Annotated in this window: 21 protein-coding genes; 16 read left to right on the top strand and 5 right to left on the bottom strand. The window is 72.4% G+C overall.

All coding sequences use genetic code 11. The features are described 5' to 3' along the window. Positions 1–10: 10 nt before the first annotated feature. From NAEX_RS25055 to NAEX_RS25065, 3 genes are all read right to left on the bottom strand, one after another. Positions 11–1,132 (bottom strand): ankyrin repeat domain-containing protein, encoded by a 1,122-nt coding sequence (locus NAEX_RS25055; RefSeq protein ID WP_170135994.1) that lies wholly within the window; start codon positions 1,130–1,132, stop codon positions 11–13. Between the two features lie 214 nt (positions 1,133–1,346). Then, a complete protein-coding gene (locus tag NAEX_RS50670) occupies positions 1,347–2,195 on the bottom strand; it encodes a hypothetical protein (RefSeq protein WP_170135995.1) in 849 nt (282 codons plus the stop codon). Positions 2,196–2,592: 397 nt separating this feature from the next. After that, positions 2,593–3,333: a hypothetical protein gene (locus NAEX_RS25065; protein WP_096330007.1), complete on the bottom strand. Its 741-nt coding sequence runs from the start codon at positions 3,331–3,333 to the stop codon at positions 2,593–2,595. Positions 3,334–3,363: 30 nt separating this feature from the next. Here NAEX_RS25065 and NAEX_RS25070 point away from each other — a divergent pair, with 30 nt between their 5' ends. From NAEX_RS25070 to NAEX_RS25090, 6 genes are all read left to right on the top strand, one after another. Further along, positions 3,364–4,122, top strand: coding sequence for a tetratricopeptide repeat protein (locus tag NAEX_RS25070; protein WP_143141391.1), 759 nt, complete (start codon positions 3,364–3,366; stop codon positions 4,120–4,122). 671 nt (positions 4,123–4,793) lie between these two features. Continuing rightward, positions 4,794–6,527 (top strand): peptide MFS transporter, encoded by a 1,734-nt coding sequence (locus tag NAEX_RS25075; protein ID WP_096330009.1) that lies wholly within the window; start codon positions 4,794–4,796, stop codon positions 6,525–6,527. Further along, a complete protein-coding gene (locus NAEX_RS25080; RefSeq protein WP_096330010.1) occupies positions 6,524–7,579 on the top strand; it encodes a phosphotransferase enzyme family protein in 1,056 nt (351 codons plus the stop codon). Before NAEX_RS25075 ends, NAEX_RS25080 begins: the two co-directional genes overlap by 4 nt. Positions 7,580–7,603: 24 nt before the next feature. Then, on the top strand, positions 7,604–8,203 hold the full coding sequence (locus NAEX_RS25085) for a type IV toxin-antitoxin system AbiEi family antitoxin domain-containing protein (RefSeq protein WP_245913794.1): 600 nt from the start codon (positions 7,604–7,606) through the stop codon (positions 8,201–8,203). A gap of 268 nt (positions 8,204–8,471) precedes the next feature. Beyond that, positions 8,472–8,573 (top strand): nucleotidyl transferase AbiEii/AbiGii toxin family protein, encoded by a 102-nt coding sequence (locus NAEX_RS54625; protein ID WP_256254121.1) that lies wholly within the window; start codon positions 8,472–8,474, stop codon positions 8,571–8,573. 17 nt (positions 8,574–8,590) lie between these two features. Next, the gene (locus NAEX_RS25090) at positions 8,591–9,223 is read left to right on the top strand and encodes a nucleotidyl transferase AbiEii/AbiGii toxin family protein (RefSeq protein ID WP_256254119.1); all 633 of its coding nucleotides are present in this window, start codon (positions 8,591–8,593) and stop codon (positions 9,221–9,223) included. On the opposite strand, the gene NAEX_RS25095 is transcribed toward NAEX_RS25090, so the two are convergent. After that, positions 9,220–12,489 (bottom strand): serine/threonine protein kinase, encoded by a 3,270-nt coding sequence (locus NAEX_RS25095; RefSeq protein ID WP_096330011.1) that lies wholly within the window; start codon positions 12,487–12,489, stop codon positions 9,220–9,222. The genes NAEX_RS25090 and NAEX_RS25095 overlap by 4 nt on opposite strands. Positions 12,490–12,573: 84 nt before the next feature. Beyond that, positions 12,574–13,428: a tetratricopeptide repeat protein gene (locus tag NAEX_RS25100; protein WP_096330012.1), complete on the bottom strand. Its 855-nt coding sequence runs from the start codon at positions 13,426–13,428 to the stop codon at positions 12,574–12,576. A gap of 21 nt (positions 13,429–13,449) precedes the next feature. Here NAEX_RS25100 and coaD point away from each other — a divergent pair, with 21 nt between their 5' ends. From coaD to tkt, 10 genes are all read left to right on the top strand, one after another. After that, positions 13,450–13,974 carry a pantetheine-phosphate adenylyltransferase gene (gene coaD / locus NAEX_RS25105; protein WP_096330013.1) on the top strand — a complete coding sequence of 175 codons (525 nt, stop codon included), beginning with the start codon at positions 13,450–13,452 and terminating at the stop codon, positions 13,972–13,974. A 16-nt stretch (positions 13,975–13,990) separates the two neighbouring features. Continuing rightward, positions 13,991–14,614, top strand: a complete 624-nt coding sequence (locus NAEX_RS25110) for a hypothetical protein (protein ID WP_100793498.1) — start codon at positions 13,991–13,993, stop codon at positions 14,612–14,614. Continuing rightward, entirely contained in the window at positions 14,611–14,811 is a 201-nt protein-coding gene (locus NAEX_RS25115) for a hypothetical protein (protein ID WP_096330015.1), read from the top strand. Before NAEX_RS25110 ends, NAEX_RS25115 begins: the two co-directional genes overlap by 4 nt. Positions 14,812–14,821: 10 nt before the next feature. After that, on the top strand, positions 14,822–16,084 hold the full coding sequence (locus NAEX_RS25120; protein ID WP_143141390.1) for a hypothetical protein: 1,263 nt from the start codon (positions 14,822–14,824) through the stop codon (positions 16,082–16,084). Between the two features lie 52 nt (positions 16,085–16,136). Continuing rightward, positions 16,137–17,321, top strand: a complete 1,185-nt coding sequence (locus tag NAEX_RS25125; RefSeq protein WP_143141389.1) for an MYXO-CTERM sorting domain-containing protein — start codon at positions 16,137–16,139, stop codon at positions 17,319–17,321. A gap of 1,002 nt (positions 17,322–18,323) precedes the next feature. Next, positions 18,324–19,004, top strand: coding sequence for a methylthioribulose 1-phosphate dehydratase (mtnB, locus tag NAEX_RS25130; RefSeq protein WP_096330018.1), 681 nt, complete (start codon positions 18,324–18,326; stop codon positions 19,002–19,004). Between the two features lie 18 nt (positions 19,005–19,022). Next, positions 19,023–19,490, top strand: coding sequence for a 1,2-dihydroxy-3-keto-5-methylthiopentene dioxygenase (locus tag NAEX_RS25135; protein WP_096330019.1), 468 nt, complete (start codon positions 19,023–19,025; stop codon positions 19,488–19,490). A gap of 40 nt (positions 19,491–19,530) precedes the next feature. After that, complete coding sequence (gene ahcY, locus NAEX_RS25140; RefSeq protein WP_096330020.1) at positions 19,531–20,871, top strand: adenosylhomocysteinase; 1,341 nt, start codon at positions 19,531–19,533, stop codon at positions 20,869–20,871. A gap of 773 nt (positions 20,872–21,644) precedes the next feature. Continuing rightward, on the top strand, positions 21,645–22,223 hold the full coding sequence (locus tag NAEX_RS25145; protein ID WP_143141388.1) for a hypothetical protein: 579 nt from the start codon (positions 21,645–21,647) through the stop codon (positions 22,221–22,223). Between the two features lie 252 nt (positions 22,224–22,475). Beyond that, positions 22,476–24,494: a transketolase gene (gene tkt / locus NAEX_RS25150; RefSeq protein ID WP_096330022.1), complete on the top strand. Its 2,019-nt coding sequence runs from the start codon at positions 22,476–22,478 to the stop codon at positions 24,492–24,494. Positions 24,495–24,509: the final 15 nt, after the last annotated feature.

The following is a 24,509-nucleotide window of genomic DNA, read 5'->3' on the forward strand; positions in this document are numbered from 1 at the left end:
CTGCCGCGAGTTACAGCAGCCCGAGCCCGTGCAGCAGGAGCACGACCGCGAGGACCCCGACGCCGATCGCGAGGCCCAGCAGGACGGCGAGGCCGGTGGGGTCGCGCGGGACGGCGTGCTGCGAGGCGGCGGGGCGTTCGGTCGGCACGCCCAGCTCGGCCAGGTAGGCGCGGGCCTCGGCCAGGCGCACGCTCTGCGGCCAGCGCTCGACGTGGGCGCTGAGGCCCCGGCCGGCGAGGTCGCGGACGTGGCGGTCGGCGCCGAGGGCGATCAGCCGGCGCATGTGCTGGATGTGATGGCGGTCGGCGGCCATCAGCAGGGCGGTCATGCCGCTCGCGTCGCGGGCCTCGAGGTCGCCGCGGCACTCGCGGGCGAGGGTCAGCAGGGCCTCGGTGCGGTCGGAGACGTCGAGCCCGCAGGTGACGGCGAACGCGAACAGCCGGCTGGCCGCGTCCGGTCCGGCCTCGCGGGTGATCCGGCGCAGCAGGTCGTACTGGGCGGGGGTGCCGTTGCGCAGGAACGCGAGCGCGGCCGACTGCAGGGCGCGCGGCAGGTCGGGCTCGCCGAGCTGCCGCAGCCGGCCCCACATGCCCGATTGACCGCTGTCGGCCGCGGCCTCGAACGCCCACTGGAGCGAGTTCGCCGACATCTCGTCGCTGCGGGCGCGCACGCGCTCGAACAGGGCCGCGTCGCCGCGCCGGACCGCGGCCGCCAGCAGGGCGCCCTCGAGCGCCTCGAGGTCGCGGCTCGAGGCCGACTCGGCGGACAGCGCCGCGAGCAGGCGATCGACGGCCCACAGGTCGCCGGCCTGCGCCGCGGCCCACAGCGCCGCGTCGGTCGGGCGCGCGCCGTGGTCCAGGAGCAGATCGATCAAGGGGTGCGCCGCCTCGGCGAACTCCTCGATCGCCACCGTCAGGGCGTCGGTGTCGTTCGGCGAGGGCGCGTTCGGGTCGGCGCCGGCGTCGAGCAGCAGCCGGGCCACGTCGACCCGCCCGAGCGCGAGCGCCAGCTCGAGCGCGGTGTAACCATACGCGTGGCCCCGTGCGTCGAGGTCGGAGGTCGCGGCGATCTGCCGGCGGACATCCTCGAGGCCGCCGGTGCGCACGGCCTCGAGCAGCGGAGCGTCGACCATCGGTTCGATTTCATCCGGTGCCATGACCGCGTCGCAGTGTACGCCAGCCCCGACCCCGTCGACGGCCGCGGCGAAGTTCCGCCAGTGCGACCTCGTGTGGCCTGGCGCGCGAGGCGTGTGTCGCCGGAAGCCCTCAGGCCTCCGATGCGCAGGTCAGTGCATGTCTCACCGGACATGCCCCGATGACAATGTCCGAGAGGACATGTCCATGAGGTCAATCGCCGGAGCGGCCGAAGGCCCGGCGGATCCGCTGCCACAGAGACGGGCCGGGACGCGGTTCGGGCGCCGCGGGCGGCGGCGCGGCGGCGGGCTCGGGCGGGGTCGAGGGCGCCGGCGCGGCGGCGGGCGGCGGGCCGGATGGCGCGGACCGAACGTCATTCAGCGGCACGGTCTCGCCGATCTGCAGCTTCAGCGTGCCGGCGGCCAGGTGGTCCAGGGCGAGCGCCAGCAGCGGGCGGACGGCCTCGGGCGGGTCGCCGCGGCGGTGCTCGTGGATGGTGACCGCGTGGCGGTGGAAGAACTCGGCCAGGCGGGCGACCTCGCCGGGGCCGCCGAAGGTCAGGCGGGCCCGGGTGTCGGCGAGCGAGGCGGCGAAGCAGTCGCCGCAGCGGAAGGTGGTGACGAAGGCGGCGGCGTGGTCGTTGAACCACGGGATCACGCGGACCTGCGAGGCCGGGACGGCGCGGTAACAGCCCGAGCACAGGGCCGAGGGCTCGACGATCGGCAGGCGCGTGTGCCTCAGCAGGTCGAGCAGCGCCAGCGCCTCGTTGCGCACGCGCTCCAGGCCCTCGCCGGGCGCGGGCGGGTCGAGCGACTCGCTCATCAGCCCGCGCGCGCGCACCAGCGCGTGCAGGGTGACGAGCGGCATCATGTCGTCGCGCGTGTCGTCTTCGAAGTCGAGCCCGGCGACGTGGGCGCGGGCGGCGTCGAGGGCGGCGCCGGCGTGGGCGCTGCAGTAGTAGCCGTCGACGTACTGCTCGCCGGCGAGGGTCGGGATGTTGTGCGCCTCGCTCTCGGGGCGCAGGACCTCGCAGGCGCTGCATTGCACGTGACGTTCGGACATGCGCGCCGAGGATAGCGCGTCCGCGCGGCGGCGGTACGAGGTCGCCCCGGCCCGGCGAGCGCCGGCCTCCCGGCGCGCTGGAGAGCGGCGCAGCGTCCCCGGGTGGGGTTCTCCGGGGGGCGGGCCGGACGGGGAGCGGCGGGCGGTGGATCGCAGTCTCGCGCGATTCGCCGGTCGCGGTCAGGAGCGAGGAGAGCGTCGCCGACGACCCGCGCAGCGCCGGCGATGCTGCCCGCCACGGAGCGCGACGGCGGGCTCGACCGTGCCGGTTCGCTGCAGCGCTCGGTCGACCGATCCTGGTCCCCGGGCCGGCCGGCGCAGGGTGTCTGGAGAGCCATGTCCTCGAGAGCATGCTCTCCTGGACATGCCCTCAAGGGCATGTCTTTTTGAAGAATGTTCACTCGGGCTCGAGCGCGCGGCGCCGGGCGAGGATGTCGGCGATCGTCGCCTCGAGGCGCTCGCGGCCGGGGCCGGCGCCGACGCTGTCGAAGTTGTGGCGGGCGATGTCCTGGCTGAGCTCGGGGTCGGCCTTGATCGCGCGCTCGGCGAGGATCAGGAACTCGGGGCCGAGGCGGGCCATCTCCTCGCGGAAGCGGGCCTCGGCGGCGGTCTGGGCCTGGCGGCGGATCTGGTCGAGCAGGTCGGCGCGGATGCACTGGATCACGGGATCGGGGGTGCGGCGCAGCAGCGGGACCAGCGAGTCGGGGGTCAGCGGGCGGCGGGTGTCGACGCGCGTGTAGGCCGGGTGGAACGCGACCATGTAGAAGCGCGCGGGGACGCGCGGCAGGCCGGCGTAGACGTCGCGGACCTCGCGGACGTACTCCTCGAACAGCTCGGTGTCGGCGAAGGCCCGCTCGGCCGGGCTCGGGGCCGGCGGGGTGCCGGGCACGGCGCCGCGGGTGATGAAGGTGAGCAGGACGACCTCGGCGTCGGGGTGCGCGGTCGCGAGGTCGGCGAGCCGGCGCGCGGCCTCGTGCGGGCTCGGCGGGCTCGGGAAGGTCGGTCGGTGCAGGCGCCCGAGCTCGCGACACTTGCGAGCGAACGGGCACAGGCTGAGCTCCTCGACGACCTCGACCACGTAGCGCGCGTGGAGGGCGTCGAGCTGGGGCCGGGGCGGCCACGGGCCGGGTTTCTCCATCGCCGGCGAGAGTGTATCCTGACCCCGCGCATGCCAGGCCCACGCTCTGCGATCGCCTCGACCCTCGGGTGCCTCACGCTGGTGGCGACGCTCGGCTGTGCGCGCCCCGTGGTCCGCGTCGAGACCGTGCCGGCCGGCGCCGAGGTCACCGTCAACGGCGAGACCAGCCGCCAACAGCGCTGGTCGGTGTCGGACGACGACCCGACCACGCTGCTGGCGAAGTGGCCCGACGGGCACCAGGTCAGCGCGCAGGTCTACATCGACCACGACGCGAAGATCACCCTGCGCCGCGACGGGGAGCCGGGCCAGGTGGTCGGGGCCCGCGTGGTCGGCATGGCTCCGGGCGCGCCGCCGGGTCCGGCGCCGGTCGCACCCGACTCCCAGCTCGGGGGGCCGCTGCCGCCGCCGCCGTCGACGGTCACGCCGGGCCCCGGCGACCCGATGGCCAAGGCACGCAAGCTCTACGACGAGGGCCAAAAGGCCTACGAGCTGACCGACTTCGACGTGGCGATCGAGAAGTTCCGCGCGGCCTACGAGCTGATCCGCAGCAGCAACGACCCGGCCGCGCCGGAGGTGCTCGGGGCGGTGATCTTCAACCTCGCGGTGGTCTACGAGCGCAGCTACGAGGTCACGCCGGACCCCGAGCGGCTGCGGCGCGCGCGAGTGATGTACCGCCAGTACGACGAGCAGATGGCGTCGATCCAGGCCAATTGGGCCAAGTCCTCGGAGCACGCCGACGTGCTGGCCCGGATCCGTGCCCTCGAGGCCCGCCTCGGGCCGCAGAAGTGAGCCGGCAGGCGCCGCTCGCGGCGTGAGCGCGGGCCGCCGGGCGAACGGGCCGGCGAGGTCGAAACGTACCGCCAAGCGGCGAGGGAACGGCGTCGCCGGCGGGCGCGAGGTGGCGAGCGTTCGGCGAAGCGGCGAGGGAACGGCGTCGCCGGCGGGCGCGAGGTGGCGAGCGTTCGGCGAAGCGGCGAGGGAACGGCGTCGCCGGCGGGCGCGAGCGTTCGGCGAAGACCGAGGTGGCGAGGTCGACGGCGGAGGTCGGGCCGGTGACTTGTCCGCGACAAGCATCGCCGTCCTGCGCGGTTGGGCAGGCGCAGGATGGGAACGTCGGTAGTTCCGGCGTTCGGCGAGCCCCGCGAGGGCTCGGCGCCGGAGCATCGAATCATCGCCGGGTGACGGCGATCCGTCGGGGAGAGGTGCGGCGGCGTGAGGTCGACGGTGAATGCACGTTCGCAGCCCGCGTGGGCGGTGGGTCTGCGCGGCGGTTCGCCGGTGTTCGCCCGAACCGGCCTTCGCACGCCGTTCGGCGCGTGAGTCGGCGTGGGCGCTGGGGGCGGCGCCGGGCGTCGCGGGCGGTGTGCAGCGGAGAGGCCGCTGCGGGCGCGCCGCGGTCCGGTGCCGGGCAACGGATTCGCACTTGTCGCGCGGGCTTGTCGGGCCCTATCGTTGGCCCGATGTTCAAGAACCACCCGCGCGGTCTGCCGGTCCTGTTCTTCACCGAGATGTGGGAGCGCTTCGGCTTTTACCTCATGCTCGGGATCTTCACCCTGTACATGAAGGCGGGTGCGGACGCGGCGGTGCCGGCGAAGTCGGGCCTGGGGCTGGCGCCGCAGCACGCCAGCGACATCTACGGGACCTACATCGCGCTGGTGTACCTGACGCCGTTCATCGGCGGCCTGTTGGCCGACCGCATCCTCGGCTATCGCCGCGCCATCGTGATCGGCGGCGTGCTGATGGGACTCGGCTACTCCGGGCTGGCGATCCCGGGCTACGGTCCGTGGTTCTTCCTGTCGCTGCTGCTGATCATCATCGGCAACGGCTTCTTCAAGCCCAACATCTCGACGCTGGTCGGCAACCTGTACAACAACGAGCAGTACAAAGAGTACAAGGACGCCGGCTTCAACATCTTTTACATGGGCATCAACATCGGTGCCTTCGTCTGCAACTTCGTCGCCGCGTACCTGCGCAACACCTACGGCTGGGGCTACGCCTTCCTGGCGGCCGGCATCGGCATGTTCTTCGGCGTCGGCTGGTTCCTCACCGGCATGAAGCACACGGCCGAGGCCGACGTGCTCAAGCCGACCAAGCCGGGCGACCAGCCGGTCGGGCAGATCCTCGCGGCCGTGTTCGGGCCGGCGGCGGTGTTCGCCGCGCTCGGCTGGTTCATCCCGTCGCTGGTCGGCGGCGAGGGCTGGACGGTGTTCGGCTCGAAGTCCAACGACGCGTTCCTGTTCGCCTGCGTGCCGGTGACGTGGTTCTACTACCGCTTGTGGAGGGGCTCCGACGGCGAGGACAAGGAGCGGATCGGCGCCCTCCTGCCGCTGTTCGCCGCCGTGATCGCGTTCTGGGCGATCTTCCACCAGAACGGCGACGCCCTCACCACCTGGGCCGACCGCTACACGCGGCGCGAGATCCCCGAGGCCGCCGCCCCGCTGCTCGAGAGCGTCGGCGGGGTCCAGCGCGTCGACACCGGCCTGCGCGAGATCACCATCACCGACGACCACGGCAACCCCGTCCTGGGGCCCGACGGCAAGCCGGCCAAGGAGCTCGGCCCCGACCCGTACTTCAACAACGTGCCGAAGAGCGAGTGGCCGCCGCCGCCGGCCCCGGCCTGCAAGGCCGAGGTGCTCACGCCCGAGACCGAGGCGAGCTGCAAGGCGGCCCAGACCAAGCTGGTGTCGACCGAGCTGTTCCAGTCGGTCAACGCGTTCTTCGTCGTGTTCCTGACCCCGTTCGTGGTCGGCTTCTTCGCGTGGATGCGGCGCAAGAACAAGGAGCCGTCGACGCCGGCCAAGATCTCGATCGGCCTGGCGATCACCGCGCTGTCGACCCTGGTGATGGTCGCCGCCACCTTCGTCACCCACAACGGCGCCGAGAAGGGCTCGGCCCTGTGGCTCATCGGCACGTACGGCGTGATCACCGTCGGCGAGCTGTGCCTGTCGCCGATGGGCCTGTCGCTGGTGTCGAAGCTCAGCCCGGCCCGCCTCACCGCGCTGATGATGGGCGGCTGGTTCCTGTCGACGTCGATCGGCAACAAGCTGTCCGGCATCCTCTCCGGCCTGTTCACCCTGTTCGAGCACAAGTCGGCGGTGTTCCTGATCAACTTCGGCGGGGCCCTGGTCGCGTCGCTGCTGATCGTGCTGATGCTCCCGCGCCTGCGCCGGGTCATGAACAAGTACCTCGGATGACGCGGCCGCCCCCCGACGCGGCCGCGATCGCCCGCGCGCTCGCGCAGTTCCCCGAGCTCGCCGACGGCGCGGCCAGCCCGCTGACCGGCGGGCTCATCAACGCGACCTTCGCCGTCCGCGCGCCCGCCGGCGAGTTCGTGCTCCAGCGGCTGCACCCGATCTTCGCCCCGCAGATCCACGACAACATCGCCGCGGTGACCGAGCACCTGCGCCGCCGCGGCGAGACCAGCCCGCGCCTGTTGACGACGACGACGGGCGCGCGCTGGGCCGACCTCGGCGCTCTGGGGATCTGGCGCGCCATGACGCGCGTGCCGGGGGTCAGCTTCGAGGCGGTGAGGAGCCCGGCGCAGGCCCGCTCGGCCGGGGCGCTGGTCGGCCGCTTCCACGCGACGCTGGCCGACCTCGACCACCCGTTCACGGTCCGCCGCACGCTCCACGACACGCCGGCCCACCTGCGCACGCTGGCCGAGGCGGTCGCGCAGCACCGCGGGCACCGCCTGTTCGCCGAGGTCGAGCCGCTGGCGAAGGCGGTGTTCGCCGCGGCCGAGACGCTGCCGCCGCTCGCGCCGGCGCCGCTGCGCGTCGGCCACGGCGACCTGAAGTTCAACAATCTGCTGTTCGATGAGACAGGTCCCGAAGGACAGGGCGCGGCGCGCTGCCTGATCGACCTCGACTCGGTGGCCCCGATGCCGCTCCACCACGAGCTCGGCGACGCCTGGCGCTCGTGGTGCAACCCCGCCGGCGAGGAGCGCGGGACGTCGAGCTTCGACGCGGAGATCTTCGCCGCCGCGCTCGCAGGCTGGCTCGAAGCGCTGACGTTCCCGCTCGAGCCGGTCGAGCGCCGCAACCTGGTCCACGGGGTCGAGTGGATCGCCCTCGAGCTGACGGCCCGCTTCGCCGCCGACGCGCTCCACGAGCGATACTTCGGCTGGGACCCGCAGCGCTTCCCGGCGGCCGGGGAACACCACCTGCACCGCGCGAAGGGCCAGTGGGCGCTGCACCAGGCGACGCTGGCGACCCGCGAGCTGCGGGCCCAACTGCTGCTGCGCTGAAAAACGGCGCGAGACAGCTTTGCGGTGAGCCGGCGCTCGGGGCGCGGAGCCGACCGCCTCGACTTCGACAGAAAAGCAAAATCCCATTTAGCTTTTTTGCCTGCGCCGGATGCGCGGCCAGGTCTGTTTGCAGAAAAGTTCAACGACATTGAACTTTTATGCATGCGGAAGCGCGAAAACGGGCCCGACTGGGACCGGCTATTCGAGATCGCAGCCGCGCAAGACGGCTACTTCTCGGTCGACCAAGCGCAGTCGGTCGGAATTTCGCGGCCGAACCTGCAGGCGCATCTCCACCGCGGGCACGTGCTGCGGCCCCGTCGAGGGGTGTACCGGCTCGTGCGCTATCCGGTGAGTGACCACGAGGAGCTGGCGGAGATCTGGCTGCAGTCCGATCAGGAGGGCGTGTTCTCCCATGAGACCGCGCTGTCGCTCTACGACCTCTCCGATGTCCTGCCTGCGCGGATCCACATCACCTTGCCGACGAGCTGGCGACGGCGACGACAACCCGACGGGGCAGTCGTCCACTACGCCGAGGTACCGCCGGAGGACCGTGATTGGTTCGGGGCGGTGCCCGTGACGTCGGTGCGCCGCACGCTGCGAGCTTGTGCGACGGGCGGGCTCTGACCGGAGCTGCTAAAGCAGGCTGCGATGCAAGCAATCGACCGCGGACGCGTCGCCCGCAGCGAGATCGGCGACGTCGAGCAAGCTCTGCTCCCCTACGGCGGGCTCGAGCCGTGAACTTCAAGAAGTACGACTCCCCCGTGGGTTCAAGCAGGCGCTCGATGCGAGGTTGCGCGCCGCGGCGACATCGAAGCATCCGCTGACGAGACGGCGACAGCGGCTGGTGTTCGAACGGTTCCTGGCGCGAGTCTTCGCCGCGTTCTCCACCGCCGTGACGTTGAAGGGCGGTGTCTCGCTGGAGCTGCGGATCGCCCCAGCACGGGCGACGAGAGACATCGATCTGCGGTGGATGGGGGCTCCGAAGACTTGCTGACGAGGCTCCGCGCGGCCATGACCTCCGATTGCGGAGATTTCTTGCAGTTCGAGGTCCACGACGATCTCGAGCGACCGGAGATCGACAATGACGGCGCGATCTACGGCGGTCGGCGGTTCAAGGTCGTATGCAGCCTGGCCGGAAAGCGGTTCGGAGATCCGTTCGGAGTTGACGTCGGCTTCGGCGAGCCGATCCTCGGGGAGCCCGAGATGATCGTCGGTTCGGACGCGCTCGACTTCATCGGTGTGCCGCCGACGAGCGTCCGGGCTTACCCGCTCGAGACACACATCGCCGAGAAGCTGCACGCCTATACGTTGCCCCGAACGCGCATGAACTCGCGGGTCAAAGACCTTCCTGACCTGGCGTTGCTGGCGAGCGTTCGCACTCTCGCGGGCGCCCGCGTGCGCGCGGCGCTCGAGCTGACGTTCTCGTTCCGGCGTACGCACCCGTTGCCCGCAGAGCTTCCCGATCCGCCAGGCGCGTGGGAGGGGCCGTACGCCCGGATGGCGGGCGAGCACGACTTGCCGTGGCCGACGCTCGCCACTGTCACGAGCGCCGCGCGGACGTTCCTCGAGCCCGTGCTGCGGGGTGACGCCGAGGCCGCCGTGTGGGAGCCGGCGGCCTGGGCGTGGCGCCGCGAGAGCCGCTAGAACGCGAACACGTGGAGCCGCGAGCCGCCTTGCTGGCTCTCGTTGAAGCGGCTGGTCTCGACGAAGTTCTCGACGCAGTTGCCGAGCGGGGTGCCCTTGAACCTGTCCTGGGCGACGGCCTTGACGTTGCCGCGGACGTCGACGGTGATCTTGACGGACACGCGGGCACCGGCCGCGCCCGGGCTGCTCGAGCAGGCCTTGACCACGCGCGGCTCCATCGCGGTGAAGTAGGACTTCAGGCGGATCGGCTCGATGCGCAGCGGCAGGTCGCTGTCGGGCGCCTTCGGCTTGGGCTTGGCCTTGGGCTCGGCCTTGGCGGGCGGAGGCGGCTCGACCTTGGCGGGCGGAGGCGGCTCGACCTTGGCGGGCGGGGGCTCGGGCACCGGCTCGACCTTGGCGGGCGCAGGTTCGGGCGAGACCGCCGTCGATTGGGTCGGCTGGGGAGGTTGAGGGATGGCCTCGGGGACAGGTTGCGGCGGCGGCTGAGGGATGGCCTCGGGGACAGGTTGCGGCGGGATGGCCTCGGGGACAGGTTGCGAGGCGCCGACGACGATCGGCTCGGGCTCGTCCTCGACCTGCTTGCGGGTCTCTCGCGTCGGCTTCTTCGGGCGCGGGGCCTCCTTGGCCCGCCGCGGGGCCTCGGCGGCCACCGGGTCGTCCTTGCGCGCGGGCGCGGGGTTCTGCCGCCGCGACACGAGGATGACGAGGAACAGCAGCGCGGCGCCGAGGATGACGGCGATGCTGACGTTGCGGACGAAGTTGGTCGCCGGCACGGCGGCCGTCGGCGGGGCGACGACGATGACCGGCAGCGGCGCGGTCTTCGGCCGCGGCAGGACCGGCTCGGGCGCGCGGATCGGCGGCGCCAGGTGCGCGAGGATCATGCTCGGCTCGGGCCGCGACGACGACGAGGGGGTGACGGCCGGCGGGGCGGCGTTCCTGACCTCGGGGGGGATCGGGATGGCACGCGGCTCGGAGGGCGCGGAGATCCGCGGCTGCGGCACCGGGGTGCTGCGGACCGGCCGCGAGGCGGGCGGCGGCGGGGCGTCGAGCACGGCGCTCGCCAGCGCCGGGTTGCGCTGGCGCAGGTCGGCGGTGAAGGTGGCCAGCGGCTGCGGCTCGCTCTGGGCGGCGACCGCCCGCGCCTCCGGCGGCTCGGCGTTGCGCGCGGCCTCCTCGTCCCAGAAGGTCGGGTCGAGCGCGAGGATCGCGGTGGCGCGGCGCAGCTCGCCCTCGCGGGCGCGGGCGGCCAGCACGGCCTCGTGCAGCTCGCGGATCGAGCCGTAGCGCTTCGACGGGTCCTTGGCCAGCGCGCGCAGGACCACCTCTTCGAACGGCTCGGCGATCTCCTGCTGCGGGACGACCAGCCGCGGCGAATTCGGCTCGTCGTACATCTGCTTCTTGATGATCGAGAGGAAGCTGTCGCCGCGGAACGGGGTCCGGCCGGTGAGCAGCTCGTACATCATCACGCCCAGCGCGTAGACGGAGGTGCTCTCGCCCGGGAAGCCGCCGCTGGCCAGCTCGGGGGCCATGTACTCGGCCTGGCCGGGCGGGGTGCCCTTCGACTCGACCAGGTTGCCGTCGAGCGAGCGGTAGATGCTGGCGACCGGGGCGATGCCGACGCCGAGCAGCTTGATCGGCTGGCGCCGCCGCGCCTCGTCGTCGCCGGCGTGCAGGCGGAGCACGCTGCCGAGGTTGAGGTCGGTGGCGATCACGCCCCGGTCGGCGGCGACGATCAGGGCCTCGCAGATCTGCGTGACCAGGATCGCCACCTGCTGCCACGGCAGCGGCCCCTCGGCCCGCAGCACGGCGCCCAGCGGGTCGCCGTCGACCTGCTCCATCACGTAATACGTGAGGTGGTCGGCGGTGATGCCGGCGTCGATGACCTCGACCAGCGACTCGTGCCGCAGCTTGATCAGCTGCTGCGCCTCGTAGAGGAACTGCCGGCCGCGGCGGCTGGCCGGCGAGTGGTCGGGGCCGAGCACGCGGATCGCCACGTGGCGGCCGCTCTGCTCGTCGACGGCCGCGTAGACCCGGGTGGTGATGCCGCGCGTCAGCGGCTTGACCAGGCGCCAGCGGTCGATGTCGCGGCCGATCAGCTCGTCGGGGTCGCTCCACAGGTCGAGCGGGAACGGCTCGCCGAGCGGCTCGCTGGGCGGCGGCGCCAGCTTGACCGGGGCGGTCATCATGCTGTCGCCGGGGTCGCCCAGCTCGTCGTCGTCGTCGTCGATGTCGCTGACGCGGATCGGCGTCAGCACGCCGGTGCGCGGCCTGTCCTGAGAGACAGCCAGGGCGGACAGCGGCTGGTCGACCTCGGCCTCCTCGGGCGGCGGGGCCGGCTCCTCGGCGAGGGCCGCCGCGACCTCGGCGCGGGCGAACCCGACCCCGCTCTGCGCCGAGCCGGTGGCGATCAGCGGCGGCAGGTCGTTGTCGGCCAGCGCGGCCATCGGCGGCGGCGGCAGCGGCCCGTCGTCGACCGGGTGGAGGGTGACCTCGAGCACCGGCGCGAGGCCGCTGCGATCGATCGCGGCGCCCACGGCCGTGGAGTCGACCCGGCGCTTGATCGTCGGTGCGTCGAGCTCGACCTGCGGGGCCGGCTTCGGCTTCGCGGCCGGGAAGGCCCGCGACGGCTCGTTGAGGTCGCCGAAGTCGTCCTCCTCGCGCGCGGCCCGGCGCTGGACGGTGACCATGTCGTCGACCGCGTGCCGCCGCGTCGGCTCGTCGAGGTCGTCGTCGTCGGCGACGGAGCTGGCCTTTGGGCCATGTGCTTTCGGCCAGCTCGTGCTGGCGCTCGCCTGCACCGGCATGGCCGTGGTGGGCGCGTCGTCGTCGTCGTCGGCCCACGGCGGCGCGGGCTCGTCGTCGGCGGGGGTCAAGGCCGCGCCCAGCTCGGCGTCGTCGTCGTCGACGACGGCGCGGAAGGGGAAGCGGCTGGCCTGGCTGCGCACGACCTGCGAGAGGCCGGGCGGGAGCGCGATCTCGCCGTCGTCGAGGAACGCGCCGCGGCGTTCACGCAGGGGCGAGGGCGGCGGGCGCGGGGCGTCCTGATTCAGGCCGGAATCGAGGGATTCGCCCTCCTCGGGCGCGGCCTCGTCGACGAGGTCGGCGGCGAGCTCGGGGAAGCTCTCCCCCGACTCCTGCGGAGGGGCCAGCGGCTCGTCGTCGTCGTCGGTGAACTGAAACGTCGCCGGTCGGCCCGGAGGCGGAGGCTGATGACCTCCGTTCCGCGGGGGCGGAGGAGGACCGGAACCGTTGCGCTTATTGTCCACGGGGGCGCTCAAGGGTCGCACACCGCGCGGCGACTGGTCAAACTAGCCGCCTTCCGGCGGGGCCGCTGCCCCGATTGGCGGCGATTACTTCGGGGTGCCGGGCTTCGCACGCTTGCCCTGCGCAGGCGGCGTGCTCGGGGCGGGCGGCTGACCCGTCTCGGCGCGCACCTGCGCGATCCGCCGGTCCAGCTCCCGCAGCGCCTCGGGCTCCGTGGTGCGGATCGAGTCGCGGTAGCGCTCGAGGATGACGAGCGCTTCCGCACCTCGCCCCGGGACCTGGGACAGCAGCTCGCCGGCGTCGCGCAAGTACTTGAGCTGGCTCGGGTCGAGCTCGAAGGCCCGCTGCAGCGCCTCGGCCGCCTCGGCCTCGCGCCGCGGCACGCCCTGCAGCACCTCGGCCAGGGCCACCCAGTCGGCGGCCGACGGCTCGGGCAGGCGAGCGATCCGCCGCTGCAGCGCGACGGCCGCCTCGGGCAGCATCGGCGCGACCCGCAGGGCCTCGGCCAGCCGGCCGTAGAAGTCGGCGTCGGCGCTCGGGTCGTCGTCGGCGATCGCGTGCTTGAGGTAGTAGTCGGACTCGGCCTTGTGCCCGGGCGACTTGGCGAGCACGAGCGCCAGCTCGCCCTCGCAGCGGGTGCTCTTGGGGATCTTGTTGGCGCACGGGAGCAGCGCCTGGGTGACCTCGACGTCGTTGCCGGCGGCCCGGGCGGCGGCGGCCGCGGCGAGGGCCTTGTCGAGCTCGGCCTGCGGGAGCTGCGGCTCGGAGCGCGGCGGGGGCGGGTCGCGATCGGCGCGGCGGAACGGGTTGTGGGCGTCGCGGGCGACCGGCTGGGGCTCCGCGGGGTGCGACGACACCTCGACCTTGGTCGGCGGCGGCGGGGTCGGCGTGCCGCCGCAAGCGGCGAGCAGGGCGGCGACGAGGACGGCGGGGCGGAGCATGCGGCGGAGTATACTGCGCCGGTGTCTGCTACCGAACCCGGCTCGTCGACCGAACTCTCGCGCCCGCTCACGGCCGTGTACCCCGGCTCGTTCGACCCGATCACCAGCGGACACGTCGAGATCGTCGAGCGCGCGCTGCGACTGTTCGACCACGTCATCGTCGCCGTCGGGCGCCACCCGACCAAGACCGGCTACTTCAGCGTCGACGAGCGCGTGGCCCTGATCGCCGAGTGCATCGCCCACCTGCCGCGCGCCCGCGCCGCCAAGTTCGACGGGCTGATGATCGAATTCTGTATGCAGCAGGGCGCGCGCGCGATCGTCCGCGGTCTGCGCGCCCACGGCGACTTCGAGCCCGAGTTCCAGATCGCCTCGGCCAACCGCGACCTCCAGCCGGCCGTCGAGACCGTGTTCCTCATCCCCGGCCCGGCCCACCAGTTCGTCTCGAGCTCGCTGGTCCGCGAGATCGCCGGCCACGGCGGCGACTTCGCCCGCTACGTGCCCGCCCCGGTGGCCGCGGCGATGCAGCGGCGCCTGCGGGGTGAATGAAAGGACATGTTCGATCATGACTGATTCGAACGACATGTCCAATGAGGCAGGTCTCAAGGGACAGCTCGCACGGGCGGACCGGCCGTGGCGCGGCGACGAGCACGCGCTGCAGGTGGCGGCCGCGCGCGAGGCCGGGCTGCCGGCGGGGCAGACGGCGATCGACCTCTACACCGAGGGGTTCCGCCGCGGGCTGCAGGAGCGCGACCCGGCCGACGGGGCGATCGTGCTGCGCGGGCGCACGGTGCTGCGGGCCGAGGAGATGATGCGCAGCCTCAAGCCGATGCTGCGGTTCTTGCGGATCGGGCCCGACGCGATCGGCCTGCGCGTGGTCGAGGGCGAGTTCGAGCTGCGCGTGGCCGGGCAGGCCGCCGACGCCAGCGAGCCGGTGCAGGGCGCGGTCCGCATGGTGCTGCTGATCTGGATCGCCAGCGGGCTCATCGGCTTCGCCCTGCTCCAGGGCGGCTCGCAGATGGCGGCGCTGCTGGCGTGGGGCGTGGGCCTGCTCGTCGGGGCGTCGGCGCTGCGGCGCGGGCAGGTCAGCGGGCGCACGATGCTCGCGGCCCGCCTCGCGGTGGGGCTCGGGATCCTCGCCCATGAAGAGCAGCTCATCTTGCCGCCCGCCGATCGGGGCGGGTCGTGACGGTCGTCTCACCGCCGCCGGGGCTGTGCGCGCGCTGCGTGTCGGGGCGGCGCATCGACTCGGCCAAGGGGTCGACGTTCTGGCGCTGCGCCGAGCACGACCGCGATCCGAGCTGGCCGAAGTACCCGCGCCTGCCGGTGCTGCGCTGCAGTCGTTTCGTCGCCGGCGAGGTTCCCGCGGGCCCGGCGCAGGAGTAGATTGTCGGTGATGCGCCCCGTCCGTCTCTGCATCTTCGGCCTGCCCGCGGGCCTGCTGCCGGTGTTGGCGGCGCTGCTCACGCCGGCGCTCGCGCGGGCTGGCAACGGGATCCACGAGCGCACCCCGGTGAAGTGGCCGGACGACACCGCGTGCATGACGGTGATCGATCGCAGCCAGGGCTCGATCGTCCACTTCGACTACGAGATCCCGCAAGAGGACACGATGGTGACGGCGGACGAGGTGGCCGACAGCCGCCGTCACCAATTCGTCGCCTTCTGTCGCAATCACACCCCGCAGGAGCCGCTGCCGGTGTGGCTGTCGTGGAAGGACGTCGAGATCGCCGACGCCGCGGGGATCTCCGACAAGGAGGACGCGACCGACGAGGACGTGCTCGAGACGCATTCCATCTACAAGGATTGCTTCTTCCGCGTCACCGCGGACGACGACCGGCGGCCGATCACCTTCGCCGAGGCGGCCAAGGGCTTCGACTGGGACACCACCGAGCTGGCGCCGGGGCCCTACATCCTGCAGGGCTACACCTGGGAGCCGGCGTTCAACATTTGGAGCAAGCGGCCCGGCGTGGTCCACGTGGTCGACGGGCCCGACCTGTCGGCGGTCGCGCCCGCGGCGGCGCTGATGAACACCGAGGACTTCTTGTTCGGCGAGGACACGCTGGTGCTGCACGGCTGCGTGCGGGCGATGCCGGGCTCGACGATGAGCGGGTACTGGGCGGTGACCGGCGCCGACGCGCTCGACTGGAAGCCGTTCGCCGAGGGCGTGCCGATCGACGGCGACACGCTCGAGCTGCCGTTCAAGCCGCCGCCCGAGGCGCTGGTCGAGACGGTGGCGCTGCGGGTCGACGTGACCGACCCGATGCAGCGGACCTTCTCGGCCTACCCGCGGGCGCTCGTGGTCGTGCTGCCGGGCAGCGGCGAGGCGACCACCGGCGACGGCTGCAGCGACACAGGCGCCTTCATCGGCAACGAGAGCTGCGGCTCGGGCACGAGCGGCGGCGACTCGACGGGCAGCGACGGCAGCAGCGGCGACCCGCCGATGAGCACCACCGAGCCCGACGCGACGACGACGAGCAGCGGCGGGGCCGCGAGCGACGGCACCGGCGAGTCGGCGTCGACGACGTCGGAGGAGGTGCCGACGCGCGACACGTGCGGCTGTCACAGCGGCGGGCTGGCGGGCTCGTGGGCGTGGACGGGGCTGGTGCTGCTCGGGCTGCGTCGGCGCCGACGTGGGGTTTTCGCACCCTCGCGCGCGTGAGCGGCCGCGGCCGCGGGCGGCGCCGCGGGCGACGTCGGAGTACACTCCCGGCGTGCGAGGTCTCGTTCGTGTCGCCCTCGTGTTCGCCGGCCTCGGGCTCCCCGGGCTCGCGCACGCGGCCAACGGCGGTCACCCCCGCACGCCGGTGGTCTGGCCCGACGGCGTCGCGTGCATGACGGTGATCGATCGCAGCCAGTCGAGCACGCTGCAATTCGACTACGCGATCCCCTACGAAGACACCGAGCTGACCCCCGACGAATTGCCGACCAGCCGGCGCCATCAATTCATCGCCTTCTGCCGGGACGACAGCCCGCAGACGCCGCCGCCCGTGTGGCTGTCGTGGACCGACGCCAATCTCTGGCTCGATTGGGCGGCCGAAAAGATGATCGACGCGGCCGTGATCGAGGACGACGACGTCCTCGAGACCCATCCGCTCTACAAGGATTGCTTCGTCCGGATCACCGCCGACGACGAGCGGCGGCCGATCACCGAGGCCGAGGCGATGAAGCCGGTGGTGTGGGACACGACGGGGCTGCCCGCGGGCGCCTGGCGCATCGACGGCTATACGTGGGAGCCGGAGCTCAACCGCTGGTCGCGGCGCCCGGGGGTGGTCCACGTGGTCGACGACCCCGACCCGGCCTCGGCCCCGCCCGCGGCGGCGCTGACCAATCCCGAGGGCGCGTTCGTGTTCCCCGGCGAATCGTACGTGCTCGAGGGCTGCGCGCGGGCGATGCCCGGCTCGACGATCACCGGCTACTGGGCGCTGGCCGACACGCTCGAGTGGCAGCAGTTCGCCAGCGAGCCGCTCACCGGCGAGTCGATCTCGCTGGCGTTCACGCCGCCGCCGGAGATCGCGCCCGACTTCGTGGTCCTGCGCGTCGACATCACCGACCCGATGCAGCGCACCTATTCGACGTACCCGGTGTCGCTGTTGTCGGTGCTCGAGCCGGCGGGCACGTCGACCGGTGGTTGCAGCGACAGCGGTTCGTTCCTGCAGGGCGACGAGACGTGCGGGACCAGCGGGAGCACGACGGACGGAGACACGCCGACGACCGACGCGAGCGCCGGCCCGGGCGCGAGCACCAGCAGCTCGAGCACCGGCGACGAGGCGACGACCGCGCCCGGGACCGGGACCGAGCCGTCGGGTTGTGGCTGCCGCAGCGGCGGCGGGTCGGCCGGCTGGGCGGCGCTGCTGCTCCTGGGTTTCGCGCGGCGCCGGCGGGTGACGCGCGCGTGACGACCTGCGCGGGACGCAGGCGACGCGAGGGGCGCGCGGCGAGGCTCGCGGGCTTGCTGCGCTTCGGTATCACCGCCAGCCTCGACGCTCGGGACCTGGCCGCGACGCGCCGTGCACGACGGCGGTCGATCGCTGCGAGACCAGCGTCCTGAACTGCGATGACACCGTCTCGGTCGCGGACGTCGGTTCGCCGTCCGGGTCTTCATACAACGGGTCGGCGAGCGAGGATTCCGGACGCGGCCCGCGGGCGTGCTCGTGCGCGCTCGAGGCAGCGTCGGAGCGTCTGGACGGCCGTGACGCGTGGGTTTGACGGCCGAGGCGATCGCCGCTCGACTCGCCGCGATCGCAGCTTTCGCGGCCACGATCGCGGGCGCGAGCGGGCTGCTGCAATTGGCCCGCGAAACCCGATCGAGAAGATTTCACGGCGGCGGTCCGCTGCGACGCACATTCGGCGGCTCGCGGATCGCCGGGCGATCCTGCCGGGCAAGACCCGCAGCGTCGGCGCGCGCGCGACAGCGACACCGGCGACGACCGGGCGGACCGGTGATGAGCGGCGGCGGCTCCGGCGGGCGGACGGGCGACCCGGCGGGCGGACGGGCGACCCGGCGGCCGGCTGCGCGCGGGCCGCGAACGGGCCCGGCGGGCGCTGCTCGTGGCGGCTCGGGCGGATCGGCGAGGGCCGCGGCGCTCTGAGGATTGGCCGTCGATGCTCCGGCAAGATGTCCCGAGAGACAGCTTGCACATCGGCGGCGGTGATCGATCTGCCAGCGCGGCGACGAATCAAAGGGGCGGCGGCGATCGTGGGCCGGTCGGACGTCCGGGCCGCGCGGGCGTGACATTCACCGCGGTCGCAATCGGATGGGACTGCGGCGCGGGGCAGGGCTTCCGGGCCGCGCGGCGGGCGGCGCGAGGGGGTCGGCAGCGGTCGGCGCGGGAAGCGAGGATCCACACTCGGCCGGCTGTGACGGGCCTGGGGACGCGGGGTAGACTCCCCGCGCCTCGATGTCCGCAGCGCCCCGCGACCACGCGTCGAACCAGCCGATTCCCGAGCTCATCTGCGAGCTCTGCCGCTTGTTTTATCAGCTCGGGTGGGTCAGCGGCACCGGCGGCGGCATCTCGATCCGCGGGCCCGAGGGCATTTATATGGCGCCTTCGGGGGTGCAGAAAGAGCGCCTGCGGCCGGAGGACATCTTCCTGCTGAGCGACCAGGCCACCGGCGAGCACGACTGCCAGGTGGTGCGCGGGCCGGCCACGGGGCTCAAGGTCAGCGAGTGTCGGCCGCTGTTCTTCAACGCCTATCGCCTGCGCGACGCCGGCGCGGTGATGCACTCGCACTCGGTGTGGGCGGTGCTGGCGGCGCGGCTGTTCGCGCCGCAGGGCGGGCCGGGCGAGTTCGTGTGCACGGGGCTCGAGATGCAGAAGGGCCTGCGCGGGATGGGCTGCTTCGACACGCTGCGGGTGCCGATCATCGCCAACACGCCGCGCGAGTCGCAGCTGACGGCGAGCATGGCCGAGGCGATGCAGGCGTACCCCGACGTCGACGCGGTGCTGGTGGCCGGGCACGGGGTGTACGTGTGGGGCCGCGACTGGGTGCAGGCCAAGACGCAGGCCGAGAGCTACGACTATTTGTTCCGCGCGGTGGTCGAGTCGCATCGGCTCGGCCTGCCGGTCGGCGGGGCGTGACGCGGAGGCGGAGGGGACATGCAGCTCGGTTGGCTCGACTCACTCCACGGCCCTTCGGGCCTGGGCGCACCGAGCGAGGGGCCGACGCTGGCCGACCTCGCGGCCGTCGGGGTGCTCTACGAGCGCCTGCCCGACGACGATTACCAGGGCGCGCTGGACCGCCTGAAGGCGGCCCGCGGCTACGTCGCGCAGGACGTGATCGAGCTGCGGCCGGACACGCCGAACCTCGACGGGCTGCTGGCCAAGTTCAAGGACGAGCACCTGCACCGCGACGACGAGGTCCGCTTCGTGCTCGAGGGCGAGGGGATCTTCGACATCCGCGGGCAGGGCGAGCGGTGGATCCGGGTCCAGGTCGAGAAGGGCGATCTGATCGTCGTCCCGGCCGACCTGTATCACCGCTTCTTTTTGACCGAGCGGCGGCAGATCCGCTGCGTGCGTCTGTTCAAGGACGCCGCGGGCTGGGTGCCGGAGTACCGCGCCGGATGACGATGGATTCGCATTGTTCGCGAGAGGATCAAGGTAGACGATGACTGCAAGCACTGTGTCGAAGGTTCAACCGCCCACCACGCCCGACTACAAGGTCGCCGACATGGGCCTGGCCGATTGGGGGCGCAAGGAGATCGCCCTGGCCGAGAAGGAGATGCCCGGGCTGATGGCGCTGCGCGCCAAGTACGGGGCGGAGAAGCCGCTGAAGGGGGCCAAGATCGCCGGCTGCCTCCACATGACGATCCAGACGGCGGTGTTGATCGAGACGCTGACGCACCTCGGGGCCGAGGTGCGGTGGTCGTCGTGCAATATCTTCTCGACGCAGGACCACGCGGCGGCCGCGATCGCGGCCACCGGCGTGCCGGTGTTCGCGTGGAAGGGCGAGACCGAGGAGGAGTACTGGTGGTGCGTCGAGCAGACGATCCGCTGGCCCGACGGCAGCCCGCCGAACCTGCTGCTCGACGACGGCGGCGACCTGACGCTGGTGCTGCACCGGCCGGAGCACCTCGGCTCGCTCGAGCACTGCCTCGGCGTCAGCGAGGAGACCACCACCGGGGTCCACCGCCTGTATCAGATGGCGGAGCGCGGCGAGCTGAAGATCGCCGCGATCAACGTCAATGACTCGGTGACCAAGAGCAAGTTCGACAACCTGTACGGCTGCCGCGAGAGCCTGGCCGACGGCATCAAGCGCGCGACCGACATCATGGTCGCCGGCAAGGTCGTGGTCGTGGCCGGCTACGGCGACGTCGGCAAGGGCTGCGCCCAGTCGATGCGCGGCTTCGGGGCCCGCGTGCTGGTCACCGAGGTCGACCCGATCTGCGCGCTGCAGGCGGCGATGGAGGGCTTCCAGGTGACGACGATGGACGAGGCGGCCAGCGTCGCCGACATCTTCGTCACCGCCACCGGCTGCTGCGATGTCATCACGCTCGAGCACATGCGGCGGATGAAGGACGAGGCGATCGTCTGCAACATCGGCCACTTCGACAGCGAGATCGACGTCGCCGGCCTCGTCGCCGACAAGGGCGTGCGCGAGATCAACATCAAGCCGCAGGTCGACCGCTTCGTGTTCCCCGACGGCCACGCGATCATCCTGCTGGCCCGCGGCCGCCTGGTGAACCTCGGCTGCGCCACCGGCCACCCCAGCTTCGTGATGAGCAATAGCTTCACGAATCAGGTCCTCGCCCAGCTGTCGCTCTACACCGAGCGCAGCCGTTATGCGCGGGGCAAGGTGTACGTGCTGCCGAAGCGCCTCGATGAGGAGGTCGCCCGCCTCCACCTCGGAAAGCTCGGCGCCAAGCTCACCCGCCTGAGCGAGAAGCAGGCCGAATACCTCGGGGTCTCGCAAGAGGGTCCGTTCAAGCCCGAGCACTACCGGTACTGACCCGGACGGCCGCGCCGGGCTCGCCTGGCGCGCCGATGTCCCGACAGAGGGGTGCGGCCGCGACCGTCCCCCTCTTCGCTTTTGTGCGGCCTTTAAAAGGTAGTCGGTAGCGAGTCGGCATCAAGAGAATGTCTGCGCGCGCCCGCGCATACGCTGCGGTCGGGCGGACGAGCGTCCGCTGAAACGGAGTACAGGCGCAGCTAACATCGGACTGACGCGCGTTCGCGGGATACTGCACAGACGGGGCGCGCGGGCTGCCGCGCAGGTCGCCGCCCGATGCCGACGAGTCGGCAGTCGGCAGTGCCGCCGATATGAACAGTGTCGCGGGCGGACGACCGCTGCCGATTTCGTAGGCCGGCCGGGCGAGCGCTTCAAAGCGCTCCGCGGGGCCAAAGCGGCCGGTGCCGGCGGGGCGCAAAGACGCGGTTCGGGCCGAGCGGACGGGCAAACGAAACGGCCGTGTAAACGCGGGACATCCAATCGCTCCGCATGGGCCGATCGGTTGCGGACACCCGATGGGAGGACCCTGACGGTTGGGGGGACCCCAACGGTTGGGGCAACTGGGCGCGGGGGGAACTGAGGAGAGGGGGAACTGAGGAGAGGGGGAACTGAGGAGTGGGGGGAACTGAGGAGTGGGGGGAACTGAGGCGACCGGGAAGGACGCGGGGGACGGGGGAAAGGCAGGCGGGGAAAGTGAGGGGGGACAAAAAGTGCGGTGACTGAAGATTTTTGGGCCTCCCTGCCGAATATGGATTGACCTTGGATCTCGGGTCATGCAAAAAGCTAAGACGATGTCTAGGTTCGAGACGACCTTCCGCAATGCCGTCGCGAATGCCGAGCGCGACGTGATGATCGAACAGATCCGTTCAAATCCCCAGATGAGCCTCGCTGAGCTCGGCAAGCTGGCGACGGGCGAGCTCGGCTCGCTCCTGAAGGGGATCACGATCGGCGAGCTCCTGGGTCAGGGCGGCGGCGCAGCGGCCCCCAGCCCGCGCGGTCGGGGCGCCGGGAAGCCGGTCAAGGTCCCGCAGGCGCTGGCCAAGGCCCCCGAGAAGGCCGGCCGCAAGGGCCGTGGCGCCGCCGCGCCCGCCAAGGAGGCGCCGGCGCCGGCGGCCAAGCGTGGCGGCTCCAAGGCGGTCGTCGACACCCGCACCCCGGCGGGCCGTGACGCCTACGACCAGGCGATGCTGAACGCCCTCAAGAACGCCACCGGGCCGCAGGCCGCGCCGGACCTGTCGGCCGTGGTCGGCGGCACCCCGCTGCAGGTCCGCACCGCCCTCGCCCGCCTCATCGAGCGCGGCCTCGTGTCGTGGACGGGCCAGGCCCGCGGCACTCGTTACACCGCCGTCTGAGGAATCGCCGTCCGGCGCCGGCCCTCGCCTCGTCCTCGAGGCCGCCGGGGTTGCGCCGGGTCCGCCATTGCTGCCCCGTGAGTCGTCCGGGCCATCGGGCGTCCGGCGGGTCCCGTTTGTGTCCGCGCGAGTCGAACTTCGCGGACCATGCGGTAGATTCGCCGGCGTCGACCGACAGTCCCGCGTTCGGTCACGCCGCGGCCCCGCGGCCTGGTCGGTTCTCGCCCTCGCAATCGTGATAGGCACCCGGCCATGCCTGCCGTGCCGCCCCGCGAGTTCCCTGCGACCTCGAGCTCCGATCCCCGTCTTTCGGGGCTCCTCGTCGACACGATCAAGACCCTCGCCATCGACGCCGTGCAGAAGGCGAACTCGGGCCACCCGGGGATGCCGATGGGCGCCGCCGTGATGGCCTCGGTGCTATGGACGCGATTCCTCGTCCACGACCCCGAGCACCCGCGTTGGCCCGACCGCGATCGTTTCGTGCTGAGCGCCGGCCACGGGTCGATGCTGCTGTACGCGCTGCTGCACCTCACCGGCTATGATCTGCCGCTCGACGAGCTGAAGCAGTTTCGTCAGTGGGGCAGCAAGACCCCGGGCCATCCCGAGTACGGACATACCGTCGGGGTCGAGGTGACCACGGGTCCGCTCGGCACCGGATTCGCCGCGGCCGTCGGCATGGCGCTGGCGGAGCGTTTCCTGGCCGCCACGTACAACCGGCCGGGGCACGACATCGTCGATCACTTCACCTACGGGATCTGCAGCGACGGCGACCTGATGGAGGGGATCGCCTCGGAGGCCGCGAGCCTGGCCGGTCACCTCGGACTCGGCAAGCTGGTGTTCCTGTATGACGATAACAAGATCTCGATCGACGGCTCGACCGACCTCGCGTTCACCGAGGACGTCCTGGCCCGCTTCGCCGCCTACGGCTGGCACGTGCAGCGAGTCGACGGCGCCGACGCGGCCCAGGTCGAGGCGGCGCTGGTCCTCGCCCGCGCCGAGACGGCGCGGCCGAGCCTGATCGCCTGCCGCACCGTGATCGCCGCCGGCAGCCCGAACAAGGCCGGCACCCACGGGGCCCACGGCGCGCCGCTCGGCGACGCCGAGATCGCGGCGACCAAGAAGGCGATGGGCTGGCCCGAGGACCCGTCGTTCCGCGTGCCCGACGAGGTCCGCGCCGCCCTGGCCGAGCAGCGGCGCGCGCTCGGCGAGCAGCGCAAGGCCTGGGAGGCCAAGCTCGCCGCCTACCGCGAGGCTCACCCGGAGCTCGCCGCGCAGTTCGAGGCGCTGCAGGGCGACGTCGTCCCCGCCGAGGTCCTGAGTGCGATCCCGAGCTTCGAGCCGGGCTCGGCGGTGGCGACCCGCAAGGCCGGCCAGAAGATCCTCGAGGCGCTGGTCAAGGTGCACCCGACCCTGATCGGCGGCTCCGCCGACCTGGCCGGCTCCAACGGCGTCGAGCTCAAGCTGCCGGCCCAGAGCCGGACCCGCCCCGACGGGCGCGTGCTGCACTTCGGCGTGCGCGAGCACGCGATGGCCGGCATCTGCAACGGCCTCGCGCTGCACGGCGGCGTGCGGGCCTACGGCGCGACCTTCCTGGTGTTCTCCGACTTCCTGCGCGGGGCGCTGCGGCTGTCGTCGCTGATGAAGGCGCCGGTGGTCTACGTCTTCAGCCACGACAGCTTCTGGGTCGGCGAGGACGGCCCGACCCACCAGCCCATCGAGCAGCTGATGAGCTTGCGGCTGATCCCCGACCTGTACGTCGTGCGGCCGGCGGACGCGCGCGAGACGGCGGCGGCGTGGCGGCTGGCGCTGCAGCGCGGGCACGCCGACGGCGCCACGGCGATCCTGCTGACGCGCCAGGACCTGCCGATCATGGCCGAGACGCGCGAGCAGATCGACGAAGGCGCCTACGTGCTGTGGCAGCCCGAGGGCCCGCTCGACGGCATCCTGGTGGCGACCGGCTCCGAGGTCGCGACTGCGCTGGCCGCGGCCAAGACGCTCCACGCCGATCACGGAAAGCGCGTGCGGGTGGTCTCGATGCCGTGCTGGGAGGCCTTCCTCGCCCAGCCGAAGGCCTATCAGGACAGCGTCCTACCGCCCGAGATCTCGCGCCGCCTGTCGGTGGAGGCGGGCACCACGTTCGGGTGGGACCGGTTCGCGGCCCACCAGCACGGCCTCGACCACTACGGCGCCAGCGCCCCCGGCAAGCTGCTCGCCGAGCGGTTCGGCTTCACGCCGGCGGCGGTGGTGAAGCGCTGGCTGGAGCTCCCCTAGGCGCTCGCGGCGCGC

This window comes from Nannocystis exedens, from assembly GCF_002343915.1.
Classification (GTDB): domain Bacteria; phylum Myxococcota_A; class Polyangia; order Nannocystales; family Nannocystaceae; genus Nannocystis; species Nannocystis exedens.

Bases quoted from the DNA above. Each gene is read 5' to 3' on its own strand.
- NAEX_RS25055 (WP_170135994.1), bottom strand. From the start codon at position 1,132: ATGGTCGACGCTCCGCTGCTCGAGGCCGTGCGCACCGGCGGCCTCGAG.
- NAEX_RS50670 (WP_170135995.1), bottom strand. From the start codon at position 2,195: ATGTCCGAACGTCACGTGCAATGCAGCGCCTGCGAGGTCCTGCGCCCC.
- NAEX_RS25065 (WP_096330007.1), bottom strand. From the start codon at position 3,333: ATGGAGAAACCCGGCCCGTGGCCGCCCCGGCCCCAGCTCGACGCCCTC.
- NAEX_RS25070 (WP_143141391.1), top strand. From the start codon at position 3,364: ATGCCAGGCCCACGCTCTGCGATCGCCTCGACCCTCGGGTGCCTCACG.
- NAEX_RS25075 (WP_096330009.1), top strand. From the start codon at position 4,794: ATGTTCAAGAACCACCCGCGCGGTCTGCCGGTCCTGTTCTTCACCGAG.
- NAEX_RS25080 (WP_096330010.1), top strand. From the start codon at position 6,524: ATGACGCGGCCGCCCCCCGACGCGGCCGCGATCGCCCGCGCGCTCGCG.
- NAEX_RS25090 (WP_256254119.1), top strand. From the start codon at position 8,591: ATGACCTCCGATTGCGGAGATTTCTTGCAGTTCGAGGTCCACGACGAT.
- NAEX_RS25100 (WP_096330012.1), bottom strand. From the start codon at position 13,428: ATGCTCCGCCCCGCCGTCCTCGTCGCCGCCCTGCTCGCCGCTTGCGGC.
- NAEX_RS25110 (WP_100793498.1), top strand. From the start codon at position 13,991: ATGACTGATTCGAACGACATGTCCAATGAGGCAGGTCTCAAGGGACAG.
- NAEX_RS25120 (WP_143141390.1), top strand. From the start codon at position 14,822: ATGCGCCCCGTCCGTCTCTGCATCTTCGGCCTGCCCGCGGGCCTGCTG.
- mtnB (WP_096330018.1), top strand. From the start codon at position 18,324: ATGTCCGCAGCGCCCCGCGACCACGCGTCGAACCAGCCGATTCCCGAG.
- NAEX_RS25135 (WP_096330019.1), top strand. From the start codon at position 19,023: ATGCAGCTCGGTTGGCTCGACTCACTCCACGGCCCTTCGGGCCTGGGC.
- ahcY (WP_096330020.1), top strand. From the start codon at position 19,531: ATGACTGCAAGCACTGTGTCGAAGGTTCAACCGCCCACCACGCCCGAC.
- NAEX_RS25145 (WP_143141388.1), top strand. From the start codon at position 21,645: ATGCAAAAAGCTAAGACGATGTCTAGGTTCGAGACGACCTTCCGCAAT.
- tkt (WP_096330022.1), top strand. From the start codon at position 22,476: ATGCCTGCCGTGCCGCCCCGCGAGTTCCCTGCGACCTCGAGCTCCGAT.